Genomic DNA, 19403 nt, shown 5'->3' with positions numbered 1-19403 from the left:
GCATTGGTCAGAATACACCTGATCAGCCACGTTGATGTGTTTTGGATGGTGCAAAATAGCCGAAGGACATACCAAAAACGAAAAAAGCGAAATAAATCACCCTGCCTTCAGACTTCTTTGTTCTAAAATAAGGGGGAGGTGGGTTTTGGGGGAAACTAAAAAGATGTATTGATATTCAATAGATTAACAACTAATTTTGCCCTATTTGAAAGATTGCCCGTTTAGTAGTGTTTTAAAATAAGCATTCAGCAATACAGTAAGTAAAATGATCATTGCCCCGATATAGAAAGCTGTGGTCATTTTCTCCTGGTCTTTGAACAAAAAAACGGCTAATAAAATTCCGTAGATAGGTTCTAAATTAATGGTTAGCATAACTGTATATGGTGACAGATATTTCATAATATCAATAGTTGCAATAAACGGATACGCCGTACAAACAGAACCTAAAATTCCTAACCAGATAAAATCATACGGTTGAAAATTAAAATGATCAACTGTAAATCCACCTTGATAAAAAAGAAAACACGCCAAGAGAAATAAACCGCCCACCAGTTCGTAAAAACTAATGACTACGCTGTCATGAGAATTTGCTAACTTTCCGTTGATAATTGAAAATGACGCGGATAAAAAAGCGGATATCAAAGCCACAATGATTCCCATTTTATACTGGGTTTCAAACTGAAAAATAAGCAATAAACCTACTACGACCAAACATCCCAATAATACTTCGTACCAGATAAATTTTCGTTTATAGAAAACAGGTTCTAAAATCGACGTAAAAAATGCTCCGGTTGAAATGCATGCCAGCGTTATGGAAATATTGGATATTTTAATGGCATGGAAAAAAGTGAGCCAGTGAAGTGCAATGACAAATCCAAAAATCAAAAACCGGATAATATCTTTAGTACGTATTGCCAGATTTTTTTTCCGAATCAACAGATAAATATAAATTACTATCACAGCAATACTCATTCGGGTAAAAACAAGCGGTAATGCCTGTAGCGAAATTAACTGACCTAAAATGGCGGTAAATCCCCAGATAAAAACAATTAAGTGAAGATGAAGGTGGTTTTTAAAATTAACGTTTGGCATTATTTAAAAGATAAACAGCTAATATTCCGAAAATTACATTAGGAAACCACACGGCAAACAACGGATTCATACTTGATGCTTCTGCCAGTGTTCCAAAAATTTTATCAAAGAAAATATAGGTAAAAGCCAACCCAATACCCATGGCAAGGTTTACGCCCATTCCGCCACGACGTTTCATTGAAGATACCGCCACGGCAATAATTGTTAATATAAACGCGGACACCGGAACGCTGTATTTCTTATATTTTACTACCATATACGCATTGATGTTAGCCGAACCACGCATTTTTTCTTTTTCGATAAATTGGTTTAACTCCCTCAATGTCATTGTTTCGGCGGCGTAAATTACAGGTGTTAAATCATCCACTTCAAAATTAAATTTGAGTCTTTTTCCAGATTCTTTTTCTAATTTATCATCGTTTGTACCAACTATTCTTTTTTGATAATTGTATAAGGTGTAATCTTTGGTACTGTCGTTATAAACAATTCTTCCGGCTTCGATTTTAGAAACCAAATTCAGTCCGTTGAATTTTTCTAATGTAAAATTATATCCCGTTTTAGTACTGTAACTAAAATTACTTACATAAATAAATTCGTTTTTACTAATTTGCTTAAACACGTTTTGCGTTTCACGAATTTCTTTTCGCTTTAAATATTTGTAACGAAAATCGTTGTATCCCAAACTCGCCTTAGGAACCACAAAAAATCCCATAAGCAACGCAAAAACAGATATAAAAGCCGCACCCATAATATACGGACGTAAAAAACGCGTATAAGAAATACCCGAGCTTAAAATGGCTACAATTTCAGTATTACTTGCCAGTTTTGATGTAAACCAGATAATGGATATAAACAAAAAGATAGGGAACAACATGTTGGCAAAATAAACGGTAAAGTTGCCGTAGTATGTCAGTACATCAATTAAAGCAATATCATTTTCTAATATCTTATTGATTTTTTCGGCAACATCAACCGTAATTCCAATGGGAATAAAAAGCATGATCATTACAAAGAATGTGCCCAGATACCTTTTTAATATGTACCAATCAATAATTTTCATTTTGCAGAATTATAAACGGGTAGCCATTTGTTTGACCATTTTTTCTTTCCATGCATAGAACGTTCCTGCTAAAATTTGTTTGCGGGCTTCGCGCACCAGCCACATGTAAAATCCTAGGTTGTGAATGGTGGCTATTTGCTTTGCAAGATATTCGTCTGAGATAAATAAATGACGCAGGTATGCTTTTGAATAATCGGTATCAACCCAAGTAATTGCCATGGGATCAATGGGGCTAAAATCGTCTGCCCATTTTTTGTTTTTTATATTGATGAATCCTTCCGATGTAAACAACATTCCGTTACGGGCATTTCTTGTAGGCATTACACAATCGAACATATCGATACCCAAAGCAATATTCTCCAGAATATTGATCGGTGTACCCACTCCCATTAAATAACGTGGCTTGTCTTTTGGAAGGATATTGGTAACGATTTCGCACATTTCGTACATTTCTTCGGCAGGTTCTCCAACAGATAATCCACCAATGGCATTACCCACAGCACCGGCATTAGCTATGTATTCGGCAGATTCTGCACGCAAATCTTTAAAAGTAGATCCTTGAACAATAGGAAAAAACGCTTGGTCATATCCATACTTCACCGGAACTTTTTCTAAATGACTGATGCAGCGGTCTAACCAACGATGCGTCATGTGCATAGATCGTTTTGCATAACGGTAATCACACGGATACGGTGTACATTCGTCGAATGCCATAATGATATCGGCACCAATGGTACGTTGGATTTCCATTACATTTTCGGGCGAAAAAAAGTGATACGATCCATCGATGTGTGATTTGAACTTTACTCCTTCTTCCTTAATTTTTCTTCTTCCAGATAATGAATATACCTGAAAACCACCTGAATCGGTCAAAATATTTCTGTCCCAATTCATGAATTTATGTAAGCCGCCGGCTTTCTCCAGGATTTCGGTTTTAGGACGCAAATACAAATGATAGGTATTACCTAAGATAATGTCGGGGTTAATGTCTTCTTTTAGTTCGCGCTGGTGTACACCTTTTACAGTAGCAGCGGTACCAACAGGCATAAAAATAGGGGTTTCAATAACACCGTGATCGGTAGTAATTACTCCGGCACGTGCTTTTGAATTTATATCGGTATGAAGTAAATCAAATGTCATATTATTTTTTTACAAGCTGCAAATATACGGTTTTTACAGCTATATTTTGATTTCAATTTTGAAGCTGTTTTATTTAATATAAAACCGTGTCAAGCATTTGGAATTCTGTAACCGAATCGGGTTCATAATCATATTTAATCAACGATTCTCCTACAATTCCTTCCCCATAAAAATCAATAATCAGCCACTTATGGTTGATCACCGACATTTTATTTACCTTCACCGGGTTACCATTTGTATCAACTGGTAATAAAGAGCTGTTTTCTTCTTGTTTCATTAATGCCGAAAAATCCTGTACAACCTTTGCCATTACATCTTCTATTCTTTGAGGAGCAAATTGTTTTTGGGCGTTTTCGTTTTTATCGATAGAAAAATAAGCGGCTTCATCATACATTTTTTTATACAATTCTAATGAATCTTTAACCATTATATGATTAACAGCAGACATTGTGTTTTCTTTTTTATTACACGAAACGGCAAAAATGCTTATTAACAAAATACTTATCGTTGTTATTTTCATATTCTTTCAAATAAAGTGTCGGTTGTTTGATCAATTTGTTGAATCGTCTGAATTTTCTGTAAAGAATCTTCTGCTTTTTTTAGTTTCTCTTCTAAATGCTCAATATGTTCTTCTTTTGCTTTAAGCACTTTTGAATCATTTACAATTAAAAAAATATTGATGATTAAAGAGAATAAAAACAAATATAAATAAATACGTTTCATTAATTATATATCTAAGATTAGTTCGTCATACGCCAAAAACACGTTATCGGGTAAGGTATTTTGAACCTCATTATGAAAACCCAACTGAAAACCTATGTGTGTTAAATATGCTTTTTTAGGCTTGATTTTCTTTATATGCTCTATAGCTTCCTTTAAATTATTATGTGTTGGATGCTCTTGAATACGCAATGCGTTTATAACCAAAACATCTAAATCTTGCAATTGATTATATGTGGTTTCATCTAACGTTTTTACATCGGTTAAGTAGGCAAAATGATCAAACCGGTACCCTAAAATAGGTAATGAACCATGATTTACCAATAAAGGTTTTATCGTTTTATTGTTTATTGTAAAATCATGATAAGGTTCAATTTTGTGAATTTCAACCGATGGCGCACCGGGATAACGGTTAACGGTTTCAAAAATATAGTCAAACCGGCGTTTTAAACTTTCAATTACCCGGTTTTGCGCATAAATGGGCATTGCTTTGCTTTCCATAAAACAATACGGACGGATATCGTCTAAACCTGCAGTGTGGTCAGCGTGTTCATGCGTAAACAAAACGGCATCTAATGCATCGTTATCAATCCGTAGCATTTGTTGTCTAAAATCGGGACCGCAATCAATCAATATTTTTGTACCGTTCCAATCAATCAAAACAGATGTACGTAAACGCTTATCTTTCAAATCAGTACTTAAACAAACGGGGTGTTTTATCCCTATTACCGGGATGCCCTGCGATGTACCTGTTCCTAAAAAATAAACCTTCACAAATAATCTTTTTTACAAAAATAGCACATTATAAATGAATTTAGTAATTTTATATGCAAACAATAATGAAAATATGAGCAATTTTTTTGCAGAGGATTTATCCCTACCGGGCGATAGAATTATAGATCAAAAACAGGCAATATCAGACAAGACTTTAAAGATTAATTTAAACAAAAATATTTACGGTTCGTTTGCCGAAATTGGAGCGGGACAAGAAACAGCTCGTCATTTTTTCAGAGCAGGTGCCGCTTCGAGAACCGTTGCAAAAGCAATGAGTGCTTATGACAAACAATTTAGCGATGCTATTTACACGGTGGAACAAGACGGAAGATATGTTACCGAAAGCCGTTTACACAAAATGCTTGACCACGAAGTTAAGCTTTTAGAAGAGCGTTTAGACCAAAACGAACATCCGGACAGGATTTATTTCAGCTATGCCAATACGGTTGCTACCATAGATTTTGCCAAGAAATTTAAAGGTCACGGTTGGGTTGGTATCCGATTTCAAAACGAAGCCCAAGGCGAATTCAATGAAATTATTTTGCACATTCAGTTTAAAGAAAACGATGTTTTACTGCAACAACGTACCTTGGGAACTCTTGGTGTCAACTTAATTTACGGTGCTTTTTATCAGTACCACGACCCAAAAAAATTAATTCATCACTTATACGACCATTTAGATAAAGATCAGTTAGAAATTGATACCATCAATTTTTCAGGACCGGCTTTTAAAAGTGTCGATAACCGTTTAATGAGTCTTTTTCTGGTAAAAAACGGTATGGCAGATGCGGTAATGTTTGCCCCTAACGGTAAAAATATCCTTCCCGCAAATACACTGTTCAGAAAAAATGTGTTGCTTTTGAGAGGAAGTTTCCGTCCGGTAACTATTGTAAACATTAATATGTATCAAAAATCGTTACATCAGTTTTTGACAAAAAATAATCTCTCAGAACAAAAAACGGCTGTAATATTTGAAATTACGTTGAACAATCTTTTAGCGTTGGGCGAAGTTAATGAACAGGATTTTTTGGATCGTGCCGAATTACTTTGTGCTCTGGGACACACTGTAATGATTTCTAATTTTAAGGAATATTTTAAAGCGGTTGATTATATTTGGAATTATTCACAGGAAAAAATTGCGTTGACTATTGGACTTCCAAGCTTAATTGAAATTTTCGATGCCAAACATTATACAAATTTACCAGGTGGATTGTTTGAAGGCTTAGGTAGATTGTTTAAACACGGTTTGGAAATTTATGTATACCCGTTTTTAAATGAAAACGATGAAATTATCACCAGTAAAAACATTGTTTTGCACGATGAAAGCCTGAAACCGGTTTACAATTATTTTGTTGGAGAAGAACAGATTATAGATATAAAAAATTTTGAACCCCAAAACCTAAAGATTTTCCCTCATAAAGTATTACAAAAAATATGGAATAACGACGAAAGTTGGCAAAACGACGTTCCTGAAAAAGTAGCAAAACTTTTAAAAGCCAATAATTTATTCCGAAAAAAAGACAGTTTATAAAACTGTCTTTTTTTACTTATTTATCTGTTTTAGCATTTGTTCTTCTTTATAAGTTAACGGAACCACATTAAATTTTTTCCAGTATTTTGTTTTATAGTTTTTTCCTAACGGCGTTAATTTTTTTCTTGTATAAAACGTTTCAGGTTTTACAGTCGCCGGATTTTCCTCAACCGAATCAACTAATAATTCAACAAAACCACCTATTTTGTTTAACTGATTAAAAACCTGTGACACACCAAACAGTCGATAAGAAACGTAAGTTAAAGAGTATTTACCATTGTAAAGATTAAAAATAGTGGTACGATTATAAAAACTTCTTTTACGCCAATGACCATTATTGTTCGGTAAGAATTCACTATTATCCATAAATTTTTCAGATAAATTCGCTTTTACTTCTCTTATCAAATAATCTTGAGCTCCGTAAATCATTGTTCCTGAAAGCGTGGCTTTTTCTGCATCGTCAGTTGGGGAAAAATGAAGTATATTTAATTCTGTACCGTCGCCAGCTGTTTTTGTAGTGATGTATAAATCATATTCTTTGTCAAAAATAATCTCTTTTATTAATTTGAACTTAAACTCATTTGAAACCTTGTCTTTTAAATCACCCCAATAATAATTCACTATAGTTGAAGTATCAAATTTTTTAGCGTCTTCGTTAGTAAATTTCACACTGCGGCTCTCTTTTACCACCACATTACTGTTATTGATAGATTGCAGGTAATAATCAATTTCGGCATCTTCATATTCATACATACTATTATTTACATAACTCAATTCTCTATAATAAGTATTCAGTTTTAAATTATTTGCAAACCGTGCCTGAGAGGTTTTTATGGCTTTTTCAATTTCTGATTTTATTGATGTTTGTAAAATAACGATTTCTTCTAACGATTCTGTGGTCGATTGTAACTGAATATTGAAAGATTGTGCGTCATTTACAGGCAATTCTTTAGTAAAATAACTAAGATGTTTTACAATGATTTTTGAATCTTCTGTGGATAAATTCAACCTGAAGCGACCTTCACTATTGGTAACTGTGCTTTTACCCGAACTATTTCCCACGATAATTGCATATTCAATAGGCTGATTGGTTTCGGTATCCTTAATAATTCCCTGTACCGATTTCTGTGCCAACAAGGTGGTCGTACAAAATACAAAAAAAAGAAGTAAACTGTTTTTCATAATTATTTTCTTTAATAAGTGTTGAAAAGTATAAAAATGTTACACAGCTAACAAAAAAAGAGCCACATTTAGTGACTCTTTAACTTTTTATTGAGATAATTCGTTAAAAAACAAACATAGCCCGTTCGCTCATCATTTCGTTTACCTGGTCAGCTACTTCTTCAATAACTTCCTCGTTGGTATGGTTCATCAACACACGGTCAATTAATTCAACAATGGTTTCCATATCGGCTTCAACCAATCCACGGGTAGTAACAGCAGCTGTACCCACACGGATACCTGAAGTTACAAACGGAGATTTGTCATCAAAAGGAACCATGTTTTTGTTTACGGTAATTTCGGCTTTAACCAAAGCATTTTCAGCTTCTTTACCCGAAATGTTTTTGTTGCGTAAATCAATCAGCATCATGTGGTTGTCTGTTCCGCCGGAAATAATATTGTATCCACGTTTAACAAAAGCCTGTGCCATTGCCTGTGCATTTTTTTGAACCTGTAACATATAGGTCATAAACTCATCTTGCAACGCTTCGCCAAATGCCACTGCTTTAGCAGCAATAATGTGCATTAACGGCCCGCCTTGATTTCCGGGGAACACGGCAGAATCTAACAAAGCAGACATCATTCGGGGTTCGCCTTTCGGCGTTTTTAAACCAAACGGGTTTTCAAAATCTTTCCCCATCATGATCATTCCGCCACGAGGTCCACGTAATGTTTTATGCGTTGTTGTTGTTACAATGTGGCAGTGAGGAATTGGGTCTGATAACAAGCCTTTAGCAATTAAACCGGCAGGATGAGAAATATCAGCCATTAATAAAGCACCAACAGAATCAGCAATTTCACGGAAACGTTTAAAATCCATATCACGAGAATAAGCCGATGCTCCTGCAATGATTAACTGAGGTTTTTCGCGTTCTGCAATTTCCTGTACTTTGTCGTAATTGATTAATCCGGTGGCTTCATCTACGCCATAAAATACCGGATTGTATAATTTTCCTGAAAAATTTACAGGAGAACCATGCGTTAAATGTCCACCGTGCGATAAATCAAAACCTAAAATTTTGTCGCCTGGTTTTAAAACAGCTGCATAAACAGCCGTATTAGCTTGTGAACCAGAGTGCGGTTGTACGTTTGCATATTCTGCATTAAATAAAGCTTTGGCTCTGTCAATGGCAAGTTGTTCCACAATATCAACCACTTCACAGCCACCGTAATATCTTTTATTAGGATACCCTTCTGCGTATTTATTGGTTAAAACGGATCCTGCAGCTTCCATAACCTGGTCGCTTACAAAGTTTTCTGAAGCAATCAATTCCAATCCATGAATTTGTCTGTCTTGCTCATCTAATATCAAATCAAAAATTTGTTCGTCGCGTTGCATTTTTTATTAAATGTTTAAATTGAACTCAAATTTATAAAAAATCATTGTTATATTCGCATAAGTAATCTAATTAGAACAAAAAATATTTAAAATGATGAACATACCTGCTAACAATCCTGCCTTAAAATCGTGGTTAGATGTAGCTGTAACAAGCGATTTTCCTATTCAAAACATACCTTTTGGTGTTTTTTCTGTGGAAGAAGACGATTTAGTGATTGGAACCAGAATTGGCGATTATGCCATTAGTTTAACTGCTTTAAACGACTTAGGATTTTTTAAAGATATTGATTTTGACGACAATGTTTTGTACGATGAAACACTGAATGCTTTTATTTCTGAAGGAAGAGAAGTTTGGCGTGCGATTCGCAACAGAATTTCAGAAATTTTTGAAGCGAACAATCCAAAATTAAGAGATGATGCCAAAGCCCGAGAGTTGGTCATCTTCAATATTAACGAAGTAACTATAGAATTACCGGTTTTTATTGGTGATTATACCGATTTTTATTCTTCAAGAGAACACGCTACCAATGTGGGTATGATGTTTCGCGATCCGGCAAATGCCTTATTACCTAACTGGTTACACCTGCCTGTGGGGTACCACGGAAGAAGTTCTACCATTGTTCCGTCGGGAGTTCCGGTAAATCGACCTATGGGACAAACATTGCCAAAAGGTGAAACACAACCTGTTTTTGGGCCATCTAAAAGAGTTGATTTTGAGTTGGAAACAGCTTTTATTACTGCTGATGCCAATATTATGGGCGAAAGAGTTTCTGTTAATGATGCAGAAAATCACATGTTTGGAATGGTGTTGTTAAACGACTGGTCGGCACGTGATCTACAAACATGGGAATATGTTCCGTTAGGACCCTTCTTAGCTAAAAACTTTGGTTCGTCAATTTCTTGCTGGGTAGTTACCATGGATGCCTTAGAGCCTTTCCGTTGTGCAAGTCCTTCACAAGAAGACCCTAAACCATTACCGTATTTACAACAAACAGGTAACCACGCTTTCGATATTAATTTAGAAGTCATCATTCAGCCAGAAAATGGTGAGGGTAAAACTGTTTCTAAGTCAAACTTAAAATATATGTATTGGACAATGGCTCAGCAATTAGCACATCACACCGTAAACGGATGTATGGTAAGTTCGGGCGATTTAATGGGATCGGGAACTATTTCAGGACCAACAAAAGACAGCTTTGGATCTATGTTAGAACTAACCTGGGCAGGACAAAATCCAATTGATATGCCTAACGGTTCTACAAGAACGTTTATTGAAGATTACGATACTGTAATTATGAAAGGTTATTGTGAAAAAGACGGACTCCGAATTGGTTTTGGAGAAGTTTCATCACAATTGTTACCGGCAGTTCCGTTAGAGAATTAAGATACCTACAGTTAATATGTTAAAAATCCATTCAAAACGAATGGATTTTTTCTTTATTGCTCTCTCGCAAAAAAGTTTAACTTTGTGGAAACAACTTTAAACTATAATGAGGCTTATAAAAACCACTTTAATATTTTTATTATTTAGTTTATCTATAAACACTTTTGGACAAAAACCTACCGATGTACTGGTAACAATAAATGACAGCATTTACAACGTTGCCGATTTTGAACGATTATACACTAAAAACATCGATATTATTGCCGATGAATCTCAAAAAGATATCGATAATTACTTTAATTTATATAAAATATACAAGTTAAGGTTGCAAAATGCCTACCGCTTAGAAATTGACAAATTACCGGCTGTTCAGCAAGAATTAAAAAGTTATCGGGCAGAATTGGCTGAAAAATACTTTATCAACGAAAACGAATTGGACCGCTTGCTGAATGAAGCCTTAGAACGATCTGATTTCGAAATAAAAGCCTCGCATATTTTAGTTGCAGTAGATGAACTGGCTCAACCTGCCGATACGTTAAAAGCATACAACAAGGCGTTAGAAATACGCAGTAAACTGCTAAACGGAATGTCTTTTGAAGATGCCGCTCTGAAATTTTCTGACGATTTAAGTGCCAAAAACAATAAAGGCAATTTAGGTTATTTCAGCGTTTTTAAAATGGTTTATCCTTTTGAAAGCGGTGCATACACTACAAAAATTGGCGAAATATCATTGCCGGTTCGTTCTAATTTTGGTTACCATTTAATAAAGGTATACAACAAACGGGCTACACCTAAAGTTAAAAACATTGCCCATATTTTGGTTGAAGCAAAAGATATGAATGATGCCGAAGCCAAAAAGAAAATCAATGAAATTTATAAGCGTTTAGAAGTTGGAGATACTTTTTACGATGTAGCTTTTCACTTTTCTGAAGATATTTATAGCCGTGAGAAAGGCGGAGATCTAGGTATTTACAACGAAGGAGCCTTGAATATTGAAGGAATTTCAGATATTGTGTATAATTTAAATTTCAAAGGTGCTTATTCCAAACCGTTTTTTAGTCAGTATGGCTGGCACATTGTTTCAGTAACACATATTAAAGATCAGCCAACGAAAGAAGAATTGAAAGAGAATTTTTTACGCAGGATAAAATCTGATTCCCGTTCAAAAATATTAGAAAAAAATTTAATTCATCATTTAAAAGAACAATACCACTTTAAAACCAATCACGAAAATATCGTAAAAACAAGCAAATTACTTAACCGAGAAGAACTATTGAACGATCCAAAGGTTGAAAGTAACCAGGAAACCGAAATGGTTTTAGCTACTTATTCAGATAAAAAAATAACCGCAAAAAACATTTTAGAACATATTTATTCGTTTGCCAATCAGTACGCTTTTGTAAAGACCGATGAACTTTTAATAGAAAAAGCATTCGATTTTTACTCATTACGCAAGCTTAAAGAAGAATACAACAACAATTTAGAAATTAATTTTCCCGATTTTGCACACCATTTAAATGAATATAAAGAAGGTTTGATCTTATTCAATTTTTTAGAAGAAAAAATTTGGAATGAAAGTGCAAAAGATACCCTTGCTTTAAAGAATTATTTTGATGAACATCAATCAAACTATCTTCAACCGGCTTATTTTATCGGAGAAGTTTATGTATTTGCCAAAAAATCTGACGCAAAAACATATAACAAGTTGTTAAACATTAAATACCCTATAAAAGAGGCAGATTTTCCAATGGTTTATAAATATCAAGGCAGATTTTCATTAGACGACAAGCGTTTACCTAAAAATTTAGACCTAAAAACTGTGGGACAAAAAGTGATAAAATACAACAATAATTATTATGTTTTTTACATTCGCGACCGTAAAGAAACTGTTCAACCCACTTACGAAGAAGTAAAATCTAAAGTTTTATCTGATTATCAAAACCAATTTGAACAGCAATATAATGAGCAGTTGTTGAAAAATGCACAAATAAACTTAAATGAAACGGTACTTAATCAACTAAAAGCCAAATACAATAAAAAAACTCTTAATTAAAATTAAAAAAATATAAAAGTTAACCGTAGCTATGTATCTTTGTTGCGGTTTGTAAATTTTTAATAAACAACTATGAAAATTTTTCTTAAACATACTTTATTAACAGTTTTAGCTGTTATGGGATTTGTCAACATGCAGGCACAGGAATCGTCAAAAAAACGCATCGATGGCGTTGTGGGCGTTGTGGGTAGCTATGTAATTTTAGATTCAGATATCGATAACGGTTTTATCCAGGCAAAAGCCACCAATCAAGATGTATCAACATTAAGCCGTTGCGAAGTTTTAGGAGCTCTTTTAGAGAACAAATTGTTTTCGCATCAGGCAATTCAAGACAGTATTGTAGTTACAAACGATGAAGTAAATGCAAGAGTAGATGAACAAATTGATCGTATGGTAGAATATGCCGGATCTATTGACAACGTTGTAAAACATTACAACAAAAAAAGTTATGAAGATTTTAGAGAAACTTTTTTCGATATAATGAAAGAAAATCTGCTGGCATCGCAGATGCAACAAGAATTAATAAAGGATGTTACCATTACGCCCGAAGAAATTCGCCAGTTTTATAACAATATACCTAAAGATTCGCTTCCTTTGGTAGGCGATGAAATAGAATTAGCCGAAATTGTAATAAAACCCGAAATTACAAAAGAACAACGCCAGGCAGTTATTGACCAGTTAAACCAAATCCGTCAGGATGTTTTAGACGGCGCATCATTTACAAGTAAAGTATATATGTATTCTGAAGACAGGGGGTCTTTAGAAACCGGCGGTTTTTACACCATAGATAAAAAATCTCAATTTGTAAAAGAATTTAAAGATGTGGCTTTTTCGTTAAAAGAAGGTGAAATATCAAAACCGTTTGAAACCGATTTTGGCTATCACATCATTTTTCTTGAAAAAATAAGCGGAAAAAATTTAGAGTTAAGGCATATATTGATTACTCCTAAACCAACACAAGCGGCTATTGACAAAGCCAAAAATGATTTAGACGATTTACGCATCCGCATTCTTAACAAAGAAATTTCGTTTGCAGATGCCGCAAGACAATATTCGCAAGACAAAGATTCCAGACAAAGTGGCGGTATTATGACAAATAGCCGTGGCGAAACTCGTTTTGAACTGAACAAAATGGAAGACCGTACATTGTATTCAATGGTTTCTAATTTACAGGTAGGCGAAATTTCTGCAACTACCCTGGTGAATGACCGTACAGAATCATACTATAAAATTGTACAATTAACCAACAAAATTCCGGAACATCTTGCCGATTTCTCTAATGATTATATGAAAATCCGTTATGTGGCATTATCAGCAAAACAAAGCGAAACAATTGCCAAATGGGTTTCTGAAACAGTTGACGATACATATATCTATATTGATGATGAATATCAAAATTGTACTTTTAAAAGCAATTGGTTAAAAAAATAGTATTTAAAAGCCCTTGTTCTGAAGGGCTTTTTTGTTTATTTATCAGTTTTAAGAACCTAAATGTATGTATAAATCAAAAAAAGATTAAAAATTTTTATTATCCACACAAAACAGTCTTAAATTAATAAATTATAACAAACAAAATAGAATAATTATAAATAATAATTCCTCTAAATCAAGATTTTATTAAAAATTTTTTAATTTCAAATCCTTTTCGTAATTTTGCATTGTGAATTTAGAATCAATATATTCTAAAAGAAACAAAAAACTTTATAAAAACAATTTTCAGTTGCAAAAAAAAGTGATTGTATCATTTTTGTAACAACAATTAATATCAAGAAATAATTATTATGAACCTTTACAAGGATTACATCAACGAAATTGAAGAAAGAAAAGGGCAAGGATTAAACCCAAAACCAATTGACAGTGCTGAATTATTAAGCGAAATCATTGAACAGATAAAAGATGTTGACAACGAATACCGCGAGGATTCAGTAAAGTTTTTCATCTACAACACCTTGCCGGGTACCACGCCTGCTGCAGGTGTTAAAGCACAATTTTTAAAAGAGATCATTTTAGGTCATGAAACTGTTGCTGAAATTACACCAACTTTCGCATTTGAGTTATTATCTCACATGAAAGGCGGCCCGTCTATCGCTGTGTTATTAGATTTAGCATTAGGAAATGATGCTGAAATCGCTAAACAGGCTGCTGAAGTGTTAAAAACACAGGTTTTCTTATATGATGCGGATACTGCACGTTTAGCCGAAGCTTATAAAGCAGGAAACCAAATAGCTAAAGATATTTTAGAAAGCTACGCCAAAGCAGAGTTCTTTACAAAATTGCCAGAGGTTGCAGAAGAAATCAAAGTAGTTACTTATATTGCTGCAGAAGGTGATATTTCTACCGATTTATTATCGCCGGGCAACCAGGCACACTCTCGTTCAGATCGTGAATTACATGGTAAATGTATGATCACCCCTGAAGCCCAAGCTGATATTCGTGCATTACAAGCCCAACATCCTGATGCCAGCGTAATGTTGATCGCTGAAAAAGGAACAATGGGTGTTGGTTCTTCTCGTATGTCAGGTGTAAACAACGTGGCTTTATGGACAGGTAAACAGGCTTCTCCTTATATTCCGTTTGTAAACATTGCCCCTATCGTTGCAGGAACCAACGGTATCTCTCCTATTTTCTTGACAACAGTTGATGTTACAGGTGGTATCGGTATCGATTTAAAAAACTGGGTAAAAAAAGTAGATGCTAACGGCGAGGTGGTTCGTAACGAAAACGGAGATGTTGTTTTAGAACAGGTTTATTCTGTAGCCACAGGCACCGTATTAACAATTAATACAAAAACAAAAAAATTATACAACGGGGAAGAAGAGTTAATTGATATGGCTCGTTCTTTAACGCCACAAAAAATGGAATTTATCAAAGCAGGTGGTTCTTATGCCATTGTATTTGGTAAAAAAATCCAAACGTTTGCCGCTCAAACTTTAGGCATTACTGCTCCAACGGTATTTGCTCCTGCTAAAGAAATTTCTGTTGAAGGACAAGGGTTAACTGCAGTTGAAAAAATCTTCAATAAAAATGCAGTGGGGGTTACTCCGGGCAAAACATTACACGCGGGTTCTGATGTTCGTGTGAAAGTAAACATTGTAGGATCTCAGGATACTACCGGATTAATGACTGCTCAAGAGTTAGAATCTATGGCAGCTACAGTTATTGCTCCAACAGTTGACGGTGCCTACCAATCAGGATGTCACACAGCTTCAGTTTGGGATAAAAAAGCACAGGCAAATATTCCTAAATTAATGAAATTCATGAACGACTTTGGAGTAATCACCGCTCGTGACCCTAAAGGAGTTTATCATTCAATGACAGATGTTATCCACAAAGTATTAAACGATATTACGATTGACGAATGGGCAATCATCATCGGTGGTGACTCGCACACACGTATGTCTAAAGGTGTGGCGTTCGGTGCCGATTCCGGTACGGTGGCGTTAGCTTTGGCAACTGGTGAAGCCTCTATGCCAATTCCTGAATCTGTAAAAGTTACCTTTAAAGGAGAAATGAAACAACACATGGATTTTCGTGATGTGGTTCATGCTACTCAAGCACAAATGTTGAAACAATTCGATGGCGAAAATGTATTCCAAGGGCGTATTATCGAAGTACACATAGGAACTTTATTAGCAGATCAAGCCTTTACATTTACAGATTGGACAGCAGAAATGAAAGCAAAAGCATCTATCTGTATCTCTCAGGACGATACATTAATCCAATCGTTAGAAATTGCAAAATCCCGTATCCAGATCATGATCGATAAAGGTATGGATAACAAAAATGCCGTTTTACAAGGATTAATCGATAAAGCAAACAAACGTATTGCTGAAATCAAATCGGGTGAAAAACCGGCTTTAACTCCAGATGCAAACGCTAAATATTATGCAGAGGTTGTGATTGATTTAGATATCATCGATGAGCCAATGATTGCCGATCCGGACGTTAATAACGAAGATGTTTCTAAACGTTATACACACGATACCATTCGCGAATTATCTTACTATGGTAACAATAAAAAAGTTGATTTAGGATTTGTGGGATCTTGTATGGTTCATAAAGACGACTTAAAAATTGTTTCTCAAATGTTGAAAAACGTTGAAAAACAACAAGGTGAAGTGAAATTCAATGCTCCATTAGTTGTTGCAGCACCTACCTATAACATTATCGACGAATTAAAAGCTGAAGGAGATTGGGAATATTTACAAAAATATTCAGGATTCGAATTCTCAGATGCATTACCTAAAGCTACCGCTCGTACAGAATATGAAAACGTAATGTACTTAGAACGTCCGGGTTGTAACTTATGTATGGGTAACCAGGAAAAAGCTGAAAAAGGTGATACGGTAATGGCAACTTCAACACGTTTATTCCAAGGACGTGTGGTTGAAGACAGCGAACGTAAAAAAGGTGAATCGTTGTTAGCTTCTACTCCCGTAGTTGTTTTATCGGCAATTTTAGGGCGTATTCCTTCAATCGAAGAATATAAAACTGCGGTTCAAGGCATCAACTTAACAAAGTTTACACCAATTTCTGTTACCAAATAAGTTATAGAAATAGATATATTTAAGAGGCAATCAAAAAATGATTGCCTCTTTTGCTTTATAGAAGTTATTCTCAGTCTTTTTGTTTGATATTCTTTTAATTTCATACGATTTTTTGACTTTTAAAACAGTAAAACAATCATTTGGATAGAATCATTTTAAATTAGACCTCGTTAACAAATATTATAAAATATTCCACTAAAAAAACTGTAACTTGTATTAAGATTTCTTATTAAAGTTAAAACAAAATTAAATAAAAAAATACTATGGCTTTTGATATCGAAATGATTAGAAAAGTGTACGAAAACATACCGGCACGTGTTGACAAAGCACGCGAATTGGTGGGTCGTCCGCTAACACTTTCAGAAAAGATTTTATATTCGCATTTATGGGAAGGAACACCAACCCAAAAATTTGAAAGAGCAAAAGATTATGTAGATTTTGCACCAGACCGTGTGGCATGTCAGGATGCAACGGCTCAAATGGCTTTGTTACAATTTATGCACGCAGGTAAAGACAAAGTTGCCGTACCCACAACCGTACATTGCGATCACTTAATTCAGGCAAAAGTGGGGGCCGAAAAAGATTTGGCGGTAGCAAACTCCCAGTCTAAAGAAGTATTTGATTTCCTTTCTTCAGTTTCAAACAAATACGGTATCGGGTTCTGGAAACCGGGTGCAGGTATCATTCATCAAATTGTATTAGAAAATTACGCGTTCCCCGGTGGTATGATGATCGGTACCGATTCTCACACGGTAAACGCCGGCGGTTTAGGCATGCTTGCTATTGGTGTGGGTGGAGCCGATGCCGTTGACGTAATGAGCGGTATGGCTTGGGAATTGAAATTTCCTAAATTAATCGGTGTAAAATTGACCGGAAAATTAAACGGATGGACCGCACCTAAAGATGTTATTTTACGTGTAGCCGATATTTTAACCGTAAAAGGTGGTACAGGTGCCATTGTAGAATATTTTGGAGAAGGTGCCACCTCTATGTCTTGTACAGGAAAAGGTACCATTTGTAATATGGGTGCCGAAATTGGCGCAACAACTTCTACCTTTGGGTACGATGATTCAATGAGAAGATACTTAAACGCTACCGGTCGTGCAGATGTGGTGGAAGCAGCAGATAAAATTGCAGATTACTTAACTGCCGATACCGAAGTGTATGCAAATCCGGATCAATATTTCGATCAGTTAATCGAAATCAATTTATCTGAATTAGAACCGTACATCAATGGACCATTTACTCCGGACAGAGGTACACCGGTTTCCAAAATGAAAGAAGAAGCTGCTAAAAACGATTGGCCGGTAAAAGTAGAATGGGGATTGATCGGATCATGTACCAATTCTTCTTACGAAGATATGTCAAGAGCGGTATCTATTGTTAACCAGGCAGTAGCATTAGGTATAACTCCTAAAGCAGAATTTGGAATCAATCCGGGTTCTGAGCAAATTCGTTATACCATCGAACGTGATGGAATTATTGAGGCATTTGAAAAAATGGGAACCAAAGTATTTACAAATGCTTGTGGTCCTTGTATTGGACAGTGGGATCGCGAAGGTGCAGATAAAGGAGAGAAAAACACCATTGTTCACTCTTTTAACCGTAACTTCTCTAAACGTGCTGACGGAAACCCTAACACACATGCTTTTGTAACATCACCGGAAATGGTAGCGGCATTGGCAATTTCTGGTCGTTTAGATTTCAACCCAATTACAGATACGTTAATAAATGATAACGGAGAAGAAGTAATGTTCAAACCTCCGTACGGTGATGAATTGCCAACTAAAGGATTCGATGTTGAAGATCCGGGTTATCAGGCACCGGCTGCAGATGGATCAAACATACAGGTAGTTGTTTCTCCTGATTCTCAACGTTTAGAATTATTGTTGCCTTTCCCTGCATGGGATGGAAAAAACATCACCGGTGCTAAATTGTTAATTAAGGCATTTGGTAAGTGTACCACAGACCATATTTCAATGGCTGGACCTTGGTTGCGTTTCCGCGGGCATTTAGACAACATTTCAAACAATATGCTGATTGGTGCTGAAAATGCTTTTAACAATAAAACCAACACCGTTAAAAATCAATTAACAGGCGAATACGGTGAAGTACCGGCAGTACAACGTGCGTATAAGGCTGCAGGCATCCCAACAATCGTTGTAGGAGATCAAAACTATGGTGAAGGTTCTTCTCGTGAGCACGCTGCAATGGAACCTCGTCATTTAGGTGTAAAAGCGGTATTGGTAAAATCGTTTGCCCGCATCCACGAAACCAACCTTAAAAAACAAGGTATGTTGGCATTAACGTTTGTAAACGAAGCTGATTACGATAAAATTCAAGAAGACGACACCATCAACTTCTTAGATTTAACCGATTTTGCCCCTGGTAAACAATTAACCTTAGAATTTGTCCACGCAGATGGTTCAAAAGACATCATTATGGCAAACCACACATATAACGAATCACAAATTGATTGGTTTAAAGCCGGTTCCGCATTGAACTTAATTGCTGCAGGAAAATAATTAGATGGTAATTATAA

The 19403-nt window shown here is 35.3% G+C and carries 14 protein-coding genes; 6 read left to right on the top strand and 8 right to left on the bottom strand.

Going from position 1 to position 19403, the window contains the following annotated elements; translation table 11 throughout:
* Positions 1 to 201 precede the first annotated feature (201 nt).
* The 6 genes from BLW20_RS04110 to BLW20_RS04085 all read right to left on the bottom strand — a co-directional run bounded on the left by BLW20_RS04110 (position 202) and on the right by BLW20_RS04085 (position 4786).
* On the bottom strand, positions 202 to 1092 hold the full coding sequence (locus BLW20_RS04110) for a DMT family transporter (RefSeq protein ID WP_091096640.1): 891 nt from the start codon (positions 1090 to 1092) through the stop codon (positions 202 to 204).
* Entirely contained in the window at positions 1079 to 2152 is a 1074-nt protein-coding gene (locus BLW20_RS04105) for an LptF/LptG family permease (protein WP_091096638.1), read from the bottom strand. The genes BLW20_RS04110 and BLW20_RS04105 overlap by 14 nt, the downstream gene beginning before the upstream one ends.
* 9 nt (positions 2153 to 2161) lie before the next feature.
* On the bottom strand, positions 2162 to 3292 hold the full coding sequence (gene tgt, locus BLW20_RS04100; protein WP_091096637.1) for a tRNA guanosine(34) transglycosylase Tgt: 1131 nt from the start codon (positions 3290 to 3292) through the stop codon (positions 2162 to 2164).
* A 73-nt stretch (positions 3293 to 3365) separates the two neighbouring features.
* The gene (locus BLW20_RS04095; RefSeq protein ID WP_091096635.1) at positions 3366 to 3812 is read right to left on the bottom strand and encodes a hypothetical protein; all 447 of its coding nucleotides are present in this window, start codon (positions 3810 to 3812) and stop codon (positions 3366 to 3368) included.
* The gene (locus tag BLW20_RS04090) at positions 3809 to 4015 is read right to left on the bottom strand and encodes a hypothetical protein (RefSeq protein ID WP_091096632.1); all 207 of its coding nucleotides are present in this window, start codon (positions 4013 to 4015) and stop codon (positions 3809 to 3811) included. The genes BLW20_RS04095 and BLW20_RS04090 overlap by 4 nt, the downstream gene beginning before the upstream one ends.
* 3 nt (positions 4016 to 4018) lie before the next feature.
* Positions 4019 to 4786, bottom strand: a complete 768-nt coding sequence (locus BLW20_RS04085) for an MBL fold metallo-hydrolase (protein WP_091096630.1) — start codon at positions 4784 to 4786, stop codon at positions 4019 to 4021.
* A gap of 34 nt (positions 4787 to 4820) precedes the next feature.
* Between BLW20_RS04085 and BLW20_RS04080 the strand changes: the two genes are divergently transcribed.
* Positions 4821 to 6317: a TonB-dependent receptor gene (locus BLW20_RS04080; protein ID WP_397334289.1), complete on the top strand. Its 1497-nt coding sequence runs from the start codon at positions 4821 to 4823 to the stop codon at positions 6315 to 6317.
* 12 nt (positions 6318 to 6329) lie between these two features.
* On the opposite strand, the gene BLW20_RS04075 is transcribed toward BLW20_RS04080, so the two are convergent.
* Together BLW20_RS04075 and glyA are read right to left on the bottom strand one after the other, a co-directional pair.
* Positions 6330 to 7499 (bottom strand): carboxypeptidase-like regulatory domain-containing protein, encoded by a 1170-nt coding sequence (locus BLW20_RS04075; protein WP_091096628.1) that lies wholly within the window; start codon positions 7497 to 7499, stop codon positions 6330 to 6332.
* Positions 7500 to 7602: 103 nt separating this feature from the next.
* Positions 7603 to 8877, bottom strand: coding sequence for a serine hydroxymethyltransferase (gene glyA / locus BLW20_RS04070; protein ID WP_091096626.1), 1275 nt, complete (start codon positions 8875 to 8877; stop codon positions 7603 to 7605).
* Between the two features lie 94 nt (positions 8878 to 8971).
* Between glyA and fahA the strand changes: the two genes are divergently transcribed.
* The 5 genes from fahA (at position 8972) to BLW20_RS04045 (ending at position 19386) form a co-directional block, all read left to right on the top strand.
* Positions 8972 to 10261, top strand: coding sequence for a fumarylacetoacetase (gene fahA / locus BLW20_RS04065; protein ID WP_091096644.1), 1290 nt, complete (start codon positions 8972 to 8974; stop codon positions 10259 to 10261).
* 106 nt (positions 10262 to 10367) lie between these two features.
* A complete protein-coding gene (locus BLW20_RS04060) occupies positions 10368 to 12314 on the top strand; it encodes a peptidylprolyl isomerase (protein ID WP_091096624.1) in 1947 nt (648 codons plus the stop codon).
* A 72-nt stretch (positions 12315 to 12386) separates the two neighbouring features.
* On the top strand, positions 12387 to 13745 hold the full coding sequence (locus BLW20_RS04055; protein ID WP_091096622.1) for a peptidylprolyl isomerase: 1359 nt from the start codon (positions 12387 to 12389) through the stop codon (positions 13743 to 13745).
* 350 nt (positions 13746 to 14095) lie between these two features.
* Positions 14096 to 16861 carry a bifunctional aconitate hydratase 2/2-methylisocitrate dehydratase gene (locus tag BLW20_RS04050; protein ID WP_091096620.1) on the top strand — a complete coding sequence of 922 codons (2766 nt, stop codon included), beginning with the start codon at positions 14096 to 14098 and terminating at the stop codon, positions 16859 to 16861.
* Between the two features lie 263 nt (positions 16862 to 17124).
* Positions 17125 to 19386: an aconitate hydratase gene (locus BLW20_RS04045; protein WP_091096618.1), complete on the top strand. Its 2262-nt coding sequence runs from the start codon at positions 17125 to 17127 to the stop codon at positions 19384 to 19386.
* Positions 19387 to 19403: the final 17 nt, after the last annotated feature.

This window comes from Paenimyroides marinum (genome assembly GCF_900108395.1).
In the GTDB taxonomy this organism is placed as follows: Bacteria; Bacteroidota; Bacteroidia; order Flavobacteriales; family Flavobacteriaceae; genus Flavobacterium; species Flavobacterium marinum.
Note: the sequence above shows the minus strand (reverse complement) of the source record. Positions and strands in the feature narration are given on the sequence as shown.

Bases quoted from the DNA above. Each gene is read 5' to 3' on its own strand.
- BLW20_RS04110 (WP_091096640.1), bottom strand. From the start codon at position 1,092: ATGCCAAACGTTAATTTTAAAAACCACCTTCATCTTCACTTAATTGTT.
- BLW20_RS04105 (WP_091096638.1), bottom strand. From the start codon at position 2,152: ATGAAAATTATTGATTGGTACATATTAAAAAGGTATCTGGGCACATTC.
- tgt (WP_091096637.1), bottom strand. From the start codon at position 3,292: ATGACATTTGATTTACTTCATACCGATATAAATTCAAAAGCACGTGCC.
- BLW20_RS04095 (WP_091096635.1), bottom strand. From the start codon at position 3,812: ATGAAAATAACAACGATAAGTATTTTGTTAATAAGCATTTTTGCCGTT.
- BLW20_RS04090 (WP_091096632.1), bottom strand. From the start codon at position 4,015: ATGAAACGTATTTATTTATATTTGTTTTTATTCTCTTTAATCATCAAT.
- BLW20_RS04080 (WP_397334289.1), top strand. From the start codon at position 4,821: ATGAATTTAGTAATTTTATATGCAAACAATAATGAAAATATGAGCAAT.
- BLW20_RS04075 (WP_091096628.1), bottom strand. From the start codon at position 7,499: ATGAAAAACAGTTTACTTCTTTTTTTTGTATTTTGTACGACCACCTTG.
- glyA (WP_091096626.1), bottom strand. From the start codon at position 8,877: ATGCAACGCGACGAACAAATTTTTGATTTGATATTAGATGAGCAAGAC.
- fahA (WP_091096644.1), top strand. From the start codon at position 8,972: ATGAACATACCTGCTAACAATCCTGCCTTAAAATCGTGGTTAGATGTA.
- BLW20_RS04060 (WP_091096624.1), top strand. From the start codon at position 10,368: ATGAGGCTTATAAAAACCACTTTAATATTTTTATTATTTAGTTTATCT.
- BLW20_RS04055 (WP_091096622.1), top strand. From the start codon at position 12,387: ATGAAAATTTTTCTTAAACATACTTTATTAACAGTTTTAGCTGTTATG.
- BLW20_RS04050 (WP_091096620.1), top strand. From the start codon at position 14,096: ATGAACCTTTACAAGGATTACATCAACGAAATTGAAGAAAGAAAAGGG.
- BLW20_RS04045 (WP_091096618.1), top strand. From the start codon at position 17,125: ATGGCTTTTGATATCGAAATGATTAGAAAAGTGTACGAAAACATACCG.